Origin of the sequence: Caulobacter sp. 602-1, from assembly GCF_003931565.1 — a bacterium.
GTDB lineage: Bacteria > Pseudomonadota > Alphaproteobacteria > Caulobacterales > Caulobacteraceae > Caulobacter.
The window spans coordinates 1-1485 of sequence record NZ_RRYI01000017.1; the positions used below are offsets into that span (position 1 = coordinate 1).

General features: G+C 67.7%; 1 protein-coding gene. It reads right to left on the reverse strand.

The features are described 5' to 3' along the window. Positions 1-1485, reverse strand: a 1485-nt coding sequence (locus EIK80_RS25030; RefSeq protein ID WP_233586939.1) for an acyl-CoA carboxylase subunit beta, incomplete at both ends; no start/stop codon positions are given.

Consider the following 1485-nt stretch of genomic DNA (forward strand, 5'->3'; position numbering starts at 1 on the left):
CCAAGGGTTCGCCAGTTCCTTGCCCTTGAGGCTCTTGAGTCCCCGCACGATGCGGCGACGGGTGCCGTGTGGCATGATGACGTCGTCGATGTAGCCGCGGCTGGCGGCGACGAACGGGTTGGCGAAGCGGTCCTTGTACTCGGCCTCGCGGGCGGCGAGCGCCTCGGGGTCCTTGGCCTCCTGGCGGAAGATGATCTCCACCGCCCCCTTGGCGCCCATCACCGCGATCTCGGCGGTCGGCCAGGCGTAGTTGAGGTCGCCGCGCAGGTGCTTGGAGCTCATCACGTCATAGGCCCCGCCATAGGCCTTGCGGGTGATGACGGTGATCTTCGGGACCGTGGCCTCGGCATAGGCGAACAGCAGCTTGGCGCCGTGCTTGATCAGGCCGCCATACTCCTGCTTGGTCCCCGGCATGAAGCCCGGCACGTCGACCAGGGTGATGATCGGGATGTTGAAGGCGTCGCAGAACCGCACGAAGCGGGCGGCTTTTCTGGAGCTGTCGATGTCCAGCACCCCGGCCAGCACCTGCGGCTGGTTGGCGACCACCCCCACCGTCTCGCCGTCCATGCGCGCGAAGCCGACGACGATGTTCTTGGCCCACTCGCTGGAGATCTCGAAGAAGTCGGCCTCGTCGACGATCTTCAGGATCAGCTCCTTGATGTCGTAGGGCTTGGTCGGATCGGCCGGCACCAGGGTGTCGAGGCTGGCCTCCTCGCGATAGGGCTCGTCGAAGCTCTGGCGCTCGGGGGCGGGTTCGCGGTTGGACGAGGGCAGGAAGTCGACCAGGCGGCGCACCTGGGTCAGGGCTTCCAGGTCGTTCTCGAACGCGCCCTCGGCCACGCCCGACTTGGCGGCGTGGACCCGGGCCCCGCCCAGCTCCTCGGCGGTGACCACCTCGTTGGTGACGGTCTTGACCACGTCGGGCCCCGTCACGAACATGTAGCTGGTGTCCTTGACCATGAAGATGAAGTCGGTGATCGCGGGCGAATAGACGTCGCCGCCGGCGCAGGGGCCCATGATCACGCTGATCTGCGGGATGACGCCGCTGGCCAGGGTGTTCTCCAGGAAGATGTCGGCATAGCCGGCCAGGCTGTCGACGCCCTCCTGGATGCGGGCCCCGCCGGCGTCGAACAGGCCGATGATCGGCGCGCCGACCTTCATGGCCTGGCGCTGGACCTTGACGATCTTGGCCGCGTGGGCGCCCGACAGGCTGCCGCCGAACACCGTGAAGTCCTTGGAGAAGACGTAGACGACCTTGCCGTTGATCGTGCCCCAGCCGGTCACCACCCCGTCGCCGGGGATCTTCTGGTCGGCCATGCCGAAGTCGGCGCTGCGGTGCTCGACGAACATGTCGAACTCCTCGAACGAGCCCTCGTCCAGCAGCAAGTCGATCCGCTCGCGCGCCGTCAGCTTGCCCTTGGCGTGCTGGGCGGCCACCCGCGCCTCCCCGCCGCCAGCCCTGGCCTGCTCGCGACGACGGTCGAG